Genomic DNA, 8,221 nt, shown 5'->3' on the forward strand with positions numbered 1-8,221 from the left:
AAATATCAGGACTCAAACGGCGGTCCTATGGATATGGATACTTTGACTTATCTTTCAAATTTTCATTTTAACACGGCCTTTCTAGGAACAGGATTTATAGATACCGTCTATGGTGTAACTAGCACAGAAATGGATAGTTCAATAAAACAGGTAATAATGAGAAATTCAGAGCAAAAAATTCTTCTTGTTGACCACTCAAAATTTGGGCAACATACCATGAAAAAGTTCGGAGATATCAAAGACTTTAATACTATTATCACAGACTCTGATATCTCCGATGAGGATCAATATAATATTTTAAAAGAAAAGGTAAGTCTAAACATAACACATGTTTTATCTTAAAACACTTCCTCAGCAATTTCTTTTACCAGAGCAAGCTTTGCCCACTGTTCTTCTTCTGTGAGTTTATTTCCTATTTCACAGGATGCAAAACCACATTGAGGGCTTAAACACAGTCTTTCGAGTGGTATATATTTTGCTGCTTCGTATATACGTTTTTTGATTGCGTCTTTATCCTCCAGCTTAGGTGTCTTTGTTGTTATTAATCCAAGCACAACAGTCTTATCTGGTGATACCTTAGCAAGCGGTGCAAACCCTCCAGATCTGGCATCATCATATTCCAAGAATAACGCATTTACGTTTTCCTGAGCGAAAACATAGTCTGCAACCGAATCATAAGCACCACTATTAAAGAATGTAGAATGATAATTTCCTCTGCAAATATGAGAAGTTATAACCATGTCTTCAGGTTTGTTCTCTAAAGCAAGATTATTTACATCTAAAAGCTGTTGTTTTACATCCTCCAAATCTATTCCAAGAGATTTGTATCTCTGCTTTGCTGCATCACCAACAATCGCACCCCAAGTACAATCATCTAATTGTAGGTTTCTACATCCTGCATTATAGAATTGTTTAATAATATCTTGATAAGCAACTCCTATATCATGAATTAATTCCTCATTTGTTGGATAAAACTTTCGTGTTATTTCATAGTTACCTGGGACTATCATCTGCTGAAAAGTCTGTGCAGGCGCAGGGATAGTGTATTTAGCAATTGTATTCTCATCTTCAAACTGTTTTAAAAACTTAAAATACTCTACAAATGGATGTGCCTTTGCTCTTATTTTTCCTATTAAAAATGTATCATCCAAAAGAGCTAACTCTGCGTCAAACTTTACTCCCGAACCATTATTTTCATGAGCCACACCTTCAAGACCCCACATAAAATCTAAATGCCAAAAGCTTCGTCTAAATTCGCCATCTGTAATAATGTGAAATCCTAACTCTTTTTGCTTTGCAACAACCTTTGTAATTTCTTCTTCTACAACTTTGTTGTACTCTTCTTCTGAAAGCTTGCCACTTTGATATAAAGCCTTAGCATCTTTTAATGCCTGTGGTCTTAAAAAACTGCCTACAAAATCATACTTTCCTGGGATATTTACTAAACTCATTATCGTTCTCCTTCTCTGTTAATAATGTTAAGAAGAATTATATGCCTACTATGACGATAGGCAAAATACAAAAAATCATCTTGTGGCCATAGATTTTATCTATGGAAAAGGCTATTATATAAATTAATATATATTGTGAGGTATTGTAATGACTTTAAAACAATTAAAATATGCTGTGACAGTTGCTAAAACCGGCAACATCACAGAAGCCGCAAAACAACTATTTATAGCTCAGCCTAGTTTGACCTCGGCAATTAAAGATTTAGAAAAAGAATACAACATTACCATTTTTTATCGTTCAAATAAGGGAATAGAAATTACTCCTGAGGGGGATGAATTTTTGGGTTACGCAAGACAGCTTCTAGAACAAGCTAACCTCATCGAAGAAAGATATACTGGTGTCAATCGTGGTAAACAGCGATTTTGCGTCTCAGCCCAACATTATTCCTTCGTAGTAGAAGCTTTTGTTGAATTGCTTAAAAAATATGGTGGTGATAAATATGAATTTCATATGAGGGAAACGCAGACCTTTGATATCATCGATGACGTCGCCCATCGCCGAAGCGAGATTGGCGTATTGTATCTCAATACATTTAATGAAACTGTTATTCGAAAAACTCTCAGAGACCACGGCCTAGTATTCAGCACGCTTTTTACGGCTAAGCCCCATGTTTTTATAGGTAAAAACAATCCTATTGCCAAGAAAAAGACTATTACTTTAGATGATCTTACAGCATACCCAAGACTATCATATGAACAAGGAAGCCATAATTCCTTTTATTTTTCCGAAGAAATCCTTAGTACTATCGACTCCGACAAGGAAATCATCGTCAGAGATCGCGCCACACTTTTTAATTTGTTAGTTGGACTCAACGGCTACACCATTTGTAGCGGTGTTATCAGCGAAGAACTTAATGGCCCTCATATTATTGCAAAACCGCTTGATGTGGATGATTATATGGAAATTGGATACATTTTGCCTTCAGGTATGCCTCAATCAGTTCTCACCCAACAGTACATAGATATTCTTAAAAATCGTTGTTGTTAAGATTTTTATCATAAATCATTCTAGTAAATCTTCTCAATTTCGACAGTGATTGAATACATCCCGAATGTAGCGCTCTACCATCTGAGCCACACCCCGTAGTATTTTCTACGATTGATTATAACTAATACTAATTCGTAAAAAAAGCCAGATAAGAACCACTCCTCTCTCAAACGAGATTAGAGTGGTTCCCAAACATAATATTTTACTTAAATGCTTTCTGCGCGAAATTGTAGAAACCAAGATACCAAATATCAAAGTTATGCTCGCCATCAAGCTCCTGCCACATAAAGTTTTCGCCATCTACAAACTTATCGCATACCTCTGGTAGGTTCTTTGCGGCAGCTGAAGCACTCCAGTAAGCAATGCCATCCTGAAGACCGCAGATGTTGTAGAAATAGTGGATAGGATAATCCTTATCTGCCAAAAGCTCTGCTGTCTTTGATGCTGGGTTACTAGTAGGTGCTGCTGAGAATGCTCCGAAGTAGCTGAACAAATCAACACATTCACCTATACCAATATTGATTGTCTGCATACCACCCATAGAAAGACCAGCACAAGCTCTATGGTCACGATCAGCGTAAGTACTGTAGTGTGAATCAATATATGGAATTAAATCATTTCTAAGCTCAGCTCCAAAATTGTAGAAAGAAGGAATTGAACCACTTTCAGAAGCCTTACCATTTGGTGTAACAACGATGAAAGAATCAATGTCTCCATAATAAGCAAGGTTATCCATTATAGCCTTAACCTTTGACTCATCATTGTACATACCCCACTCATTTTCATCACCACCGATTCCATGAAGCAGGTATAATACATTATACTTCTTGTCCTCGCTATAGTTTGCTGGAAGATAGATATTAGCCTTCTTTGTGTACGTATTTCCGTTTTCAGAATCGTGAGCTGTATATGAAATAGTCTTAACTGTGCCAGCACCTTCATCATTTCTGATTTCAGAATACTTTTCAGGAATACTATCACTTATAGTAGCTGTAGGGTCATAATGGTCTTTTGTAAATTCAATGTCAGCCTCAATTTTTCCATCAGTCTCACCTACACCAAGGAAACCAAATTCAATAGTTGCACCACTTGCAACATTGGTATTCCAGCTAAGGGGAGTGAGAATGTATTCATCATCAGTTGTCTCGATATTTACACACCAGCTACTATCAATCTTAACCTGTTCCTTACTTAATTTGACTGTCCAATTTTTAAGCGCATACTTTGAGTTATTAGTAAGCTTATAACCAACCCAATATCCAGTTCCCCAACTGTTAAGGTCATAGCTGATATCCACACCATTTTTTGATACTAAAGTGGATTCTGCGTTTTCTTTTACATAATTTAATGCTGTTGCATCATCATTTGCAGCCTTTGCTGTCATGCCCAAGGAACTAACAGAAAGTGCCAGAACAAGGGCTGTAGTAAATAGTTTTTTGTTTTTCATTATATATCCTCTCCTTTTGTTTGTTCTTTGCCTAAGCAATTAACGCGCGCAATATAATAATACCCTCTAAACATATTTTATGCGACACAATTCTTGCTGAGTCTATTTACTCGCGAAGCCCCATATTTATAAGCATTTTTACAGTTATTGTTTTTTGATTTCTATTTATTGCTAAAAAAATCCCATTTTAGATTTTTTCATAAGCACTATCATCTACCCATGCGCCATCCTCTATATCATGATATGTAGGTTCAACATCTTTTCCTACTATATTTCCATACGCTTTTCATCTGGGAAACCAGCGTGTTAACATCCCAGTGCTTCTTGCTATTCTTTGGACTGTTTGGATCATTTACAATTATTTCACCATCAGAATCTATCCCTGTTAGAACTATAAAATGCCCCGATGTTGTAAAATCTCCTGGGCTCATAGAACAAATCATTGGAGTATCGTTAGAAAGGTTTTGCAGTATATAATCTGCTGATACATTTCCATTAGTTACATTTATTCCAAAGTGTTTTGCGCCATCTGTCATGATAGTCCAAGAGGTTCCCTGCCCATATGTGTAATAGCCCTGGCTTGCTGCATAGTTTGCAACCTCATAAGGATTAATGTCTGGATTTTGTTCCAATCCACAAGCCACCATTGCAATGCAAGTAGGACCGCAACCTGCAACACCTACATAATTCCCACCATAATCTCTATAGCCCCAGCGCTTATCCCATTGGATAAATAAAGGAATATCATTTTCAAACATTTCCTTTGTCACATCCATGTCAAAGTCTTTGTCCACATACTTATTGAAATTCCTTACATATTCACTGGCTTCAGGATATTTCTCGCCGAATTCTACTACATTTTCTGGAACATTTTCCATGCTCCTGTTGTTAATAAAATTGTATGCTCCAAAACCTACAATAGCTACCGCCACAAGCATAATAGCAATTGCTGGTTTAAATTTTGATTGCCTAGGTTGTATTTTCCTTTTATTGTCGTAATCAGTATAATTTTTAGGATATTCCCTCGTAGCTTTTCTGCGATAGACTTCATGATTATCTATCTCATAATGCCCCTTGTCATGCAGACTTTTCTTTAACCTAATAAGCCCAGCCAAAAAGTGGCATAGAAGCACTAGGGTAAGTATTAAAAATGCATCCATGTCTGTTAGCCAGTCAAGCATGAAATAATAATCTAATGCAATTAGTCCAAAGAATCCTACAACTAACAATAGTATGCCCTGTAGTATCCATATCAATATTCTATGTAGCTTCATTTTGAATTAATATTCCTTGTTTTTGTAATAGAGCGCCTTTGTATTTCAATTGTGCCAAAAAGCAAATTGAACTGTACTACTCCAGCTAACACAGTTCTATCACATTACAAATATCCTGTCAAATTACTTTTGGTAAGAATTTGTGTGCATAACTTTATATTACAAGCATAAATGAACATCGAAGACACATTTTTATTATGAGTATAATATTATATACAAAGGATATTTGCTCATTAAAATAAGTGGCTAATAACGATTTGGACTTGAAAAATATTATGTGTGACAAATCGCAATACTCACAAAAAAACTCTTTTTATTAGTTTAATTTTGGAAAGCATTAGAAAACTATATCTGATATATTAGTTTCCGCAAAAGAAAAGGAGTAAAAATAATTATGAGAAAAAGAGTTTTAAGAATGTTAGCTACAGCTCTAGTGGCTTCTACTGTTCTGGTAAATCCTATGGTTTCAGAGGCTGGATCAATTCTTCCAGCAGGCGGAGATACAAATTATATTCTCCACACAGAAACAGATTTCAAAATCATGGATATGGTTTATAAAATGCAGAATGGTGAGACAGTAACTATAGAGAATGCTGCTCAGATGGCCACACTTACAAAGGTTGGCTATGCAGATTATCAAACAGCAGGCCCTATTTCTATCACTGAAGGAAGAATGACTTATAACACCTATTGGGGTTCTGAGGATAAGGAAGTGTATGTAGTTGCGCTCTCAGGAACAGAGACAATTGTTGAAAATCAGACTACAACTGTTAAGGAAGATCTTCTATCTGGCTTTGAATTAAGTAATGAGTACGCTACAAATGTTAAAAACGCTATTATCGATAGAATTCCTGCAGGTAGCAATATTATTCTTGCAGGCCATAGTCTTGGTGGAATGGTTGCACAGCAGGTCGCAGCTGACAAGTATGTCAAAGACAATTACGAAGTTCTTAACACAGTTACATTTGGTTCACCTCTTATCAAGGGCTTTACTCGTGAAGGTATGGTAAAGAGACTTGGCGATAGCAGCGACAAGAATACATTCTACAGTATTTCTTCTGTGCTTAATATCGTTTGGCAGTATGCCGGTGTTAATCATGAAGATGGTGGTTATAATGGAGATTCACCAGCGGCCCATTGTGATAGCTACCTACGTGAAGATGTTTGGGGAAGCTATGATTGTGCCGGTGAGAAGCGAGGAAGCATTTGCGGTATAGAAACAGGTAGCAGAATGTTAACATTAAACTTTGCCACTACATCATTCTATACATCACTTTATGGAACAACAGCAGTTGCCAGAACATCAATTCTTCCTAAAAAGACCCCAGCTGAGTGCTATGACTTAGCTAAAGCTGCAGTTGCTGATGGCTATATAACAGAGGATGTTTTAGCTAAATTTACAACTTTTGCACAGGATAATGATGCAGATTCTGTTGAAACAGAAGTTATTGATACCATGGAATCTGATGCCGAATTAGTTGAAGCTGACACTACTGAGAATGATAGCATTGAGGATGCTAACCTTATAGAAGAAGTTATCAATCCAGAACTAGATGAAGCAACAGTTGTTGATACTGAAGCTGTAGTAGAATAAATTTGTTAATAAAAGAGACCAGGATGCTTGCATCTGTATCCGGGTCTCTTTTGCTATTGCTGGTACTATTGTAGACTTCAAGATAAACCTTCTTTGTCTCAAACTCTCATGCACTCTACTCCCACTCTTCTAATAGTCGGAAGGTCTTTTTTTATTTGGAACCTGTCTTTTATTAGCCCTCTTAGGTTTTCTATTATTAAAATAAACATTCACTGCAAAATGCAATATAAAGATTGCTACAACTATATACAGATGGCAGAAGAATATATTAGTGATAACTCCGTTGTGCTTAAGCAAATAATCTGTAGAATAACCATGCAAACATAGAATTCCAAGGAACGCTAGAGCTATCACCATTATCGGAATATTCTTAGCGGCCTGCTTCATACATTCCAAAAAATCCTTGAAGCTGGCATCAAAATACACAAATCGACCAATCATCAGCGTAAGGAAATATGTGATAAACATGTCATAGTTGTTATCTTCGTAGATAAATTTGATATAGCAGAAGATAATTATCATGTACAGCATTCCTGTAAGACGGATGGACGCCATTTCACTTTTGTCCAATCTCTTTAATCTTACAAGCACATGGTCACAAAATGTGTTGACTAAAATTGAGATTATCATGAAAACCAAAAGCAAATAATCCTTGTAATCACTCCAGAATCCATAAAATGCCCCCGAAGTAACAAATCTGTTTATCAGGTAGTACACAGCCATAAATCCGATGATGCTTCCGCCTGAGAATATCAGCTCGTAAAATCTTTCTGATAAGGAAAAGAATTCGTGCTGAATCTTCAACTCACCCTCAAAGGTTTTGTTTGCAAATACAAAAAATATTCCATAAACAACCGCCAGCAACACCATTGCTAACAGCAAAAATAGTATACAATCTGGCATTGTAAAATAATGTTTAACATAATCTGTGTATGACATTTCAAGCCTCCATTTATTGCAAAAAATATAGGGCAGTCAACCTGCCCTATATGATTTTACATTTCTATTATGTTAATTTCAATTATTTTTAGTTTTCTACTGCGATTAAACTCATTTTTTACGCCAACAGGCTAAGCAGCTTATGGCAAGAATTTACCAGAAGATAAATACAATCTATACCATTCCTCATGAGTAAGAGATATTCCATCCGCCTGCGCCATTTCTTCAAGATGAGTAGGATTCATTGTGCCTGCAATTACCTGCATTTTTGCTGGATGACGCAGAATCCATGCAATAGCAATGGCTGATTTTGTCACACCATACTGCTTTGCCAAATCTCCAAGAACCTCATTTAATTCAGGGAAATCTGGATTATCAATAAACATACCCTTAAACATTCCGTGCTGAAGTGGTGACCAGGCCTGGATAGTAATATCATGCAATCTGCAATAATCAAGAGCGCCGTCG

7 protein-coding genes and 1 pseudogene are annotated in these 8,221 nt (G+C 36.4%); 3 read left to right on the forward strand and 5 right to left on the reverse strand.

What is annotated here, in order from left to right:
* Window positions 1-342, forward strand: a pseudogene (locus IJ535_RS13435) (hypothetical protein); the annotation flags it as partial.
* Here the strand turns inward: IJ535_RS13435 and IJ535_RS13440 are convergent.
* Window positions 339-1,451 (reverse strand): 5-methyltetrahydropteroyltriglutamate--homocysteine S-methyltransferase, encoded by a 1,113-nt coding sequence (locus IJ535_RS13440; protein WP_294303852.1) that lies wholly within the window; start codon window positions 1,449-1,451, stop codon window positions 339-341. The pseudogene IJ535_RS13435 and the gene IJ535_RS13440 overlap by 4 nt on opposite strands.
* A 148-nt stretch (window positions 1,452-1,599) precedes the next feature.
* On the opposite strand from IJ535_RS13440, the gene IJ535_RS13445 reads away from it, so the two are divergent.
* The gene (locus tag IJ535_RS13445; RefSeq protein ID WP_294303854.1) at window positions 1,600-2,499 is read left to right on the forward strand and encodes a LysR family transcriptional regulator; all 900 of its coding nucleotides are present in this window, start codon (window positions 1,600-1,602) and stop codon (window positions 2,497-2,499) included.
* A gap of 202 nt (window positions 2,500-2,701) precedes the next feature.
* Here IJ535_RS13445 and IJ535_RS13450 read toward each other — a convergent pair whose 3' ends face one another.
* Together IJ535_RS13450 and IJ535_RS13455 are read right to left on the reverse strand one after the other, a co-directional pair.
* Entirely contained in the window at window positions 2,702-3,946 is a 1,245-nt protein-coding gene (locus IJ535_RS13450) for an alpha/beta hydrolase-fold protein (protein WP_294303855.1), read from the reverse strand.
* Between the two features lie 251 nt (window positions 3,947-4,197).
* On the reverse strand, window positions 4,198-5,220 hold the full coding sequence (locus IJ535_RS13455; RefSeq protein WP_294303857.1) for a C39 family peptidase: 1,023 nt from the start codon (window positions 5,218-5,220) through the stop codon (window positions 4,198-4,200).
* Between the two features lie 394 nt (window positions 5,221-5,614).
* Between IJ535_RS13455 and IJ535_RS13460 the strand changes: the two genes are divergently transcribed.
* Complete coding sequence (locus IJ535_RS13460; RefSeq protein WP_294303858.1) at window positions 5,615-6,814, forward strand: lipase family protein; 1,200 nt, start codon at window positions 5,615-5,617, stop codon at window positions 6,812-6,814.
* 129 nt (window positions 6,815-6,943) lie between these two features.
* Here the strand turns inward: IJ535_RS13460 and IJ535_RS13465 are convergent, their stop codons facing one another.
* Together IJ535_RS13465 and IJ535_RS13470 are read right to left on the reverse strand one after the other, a co-directional pair.
* Entirely contained in the window at window positions 6,944-7,753 is an 810-nt protein-coding gene (locus IJ535_RS13465; RefSeq protein ID WP_294303859.1) for a hypothetical protein, read from the reverse strand.
* Window positions 7,754-7,893: 140 nt separating this feature from the next.
* Window positions 7,894-8,221: aldo/keto reductase (locus tag IJ535_RS13470; protein ID WP_294303860.1), on the reverse strand; the 328-nt coding region annotated here is incomplete at its 5' end.

Origin of the sequence: Pseudobutyrivibrio sp., from assembly GCF_017471675.1 — a bacterium.
In the GTDB taxonomy this organism is placed as follows: Bacteria; Bacillota; Clostridia; order Lachnospirales; family Lachnospiraceae; genus Pseudobutyrivibrio.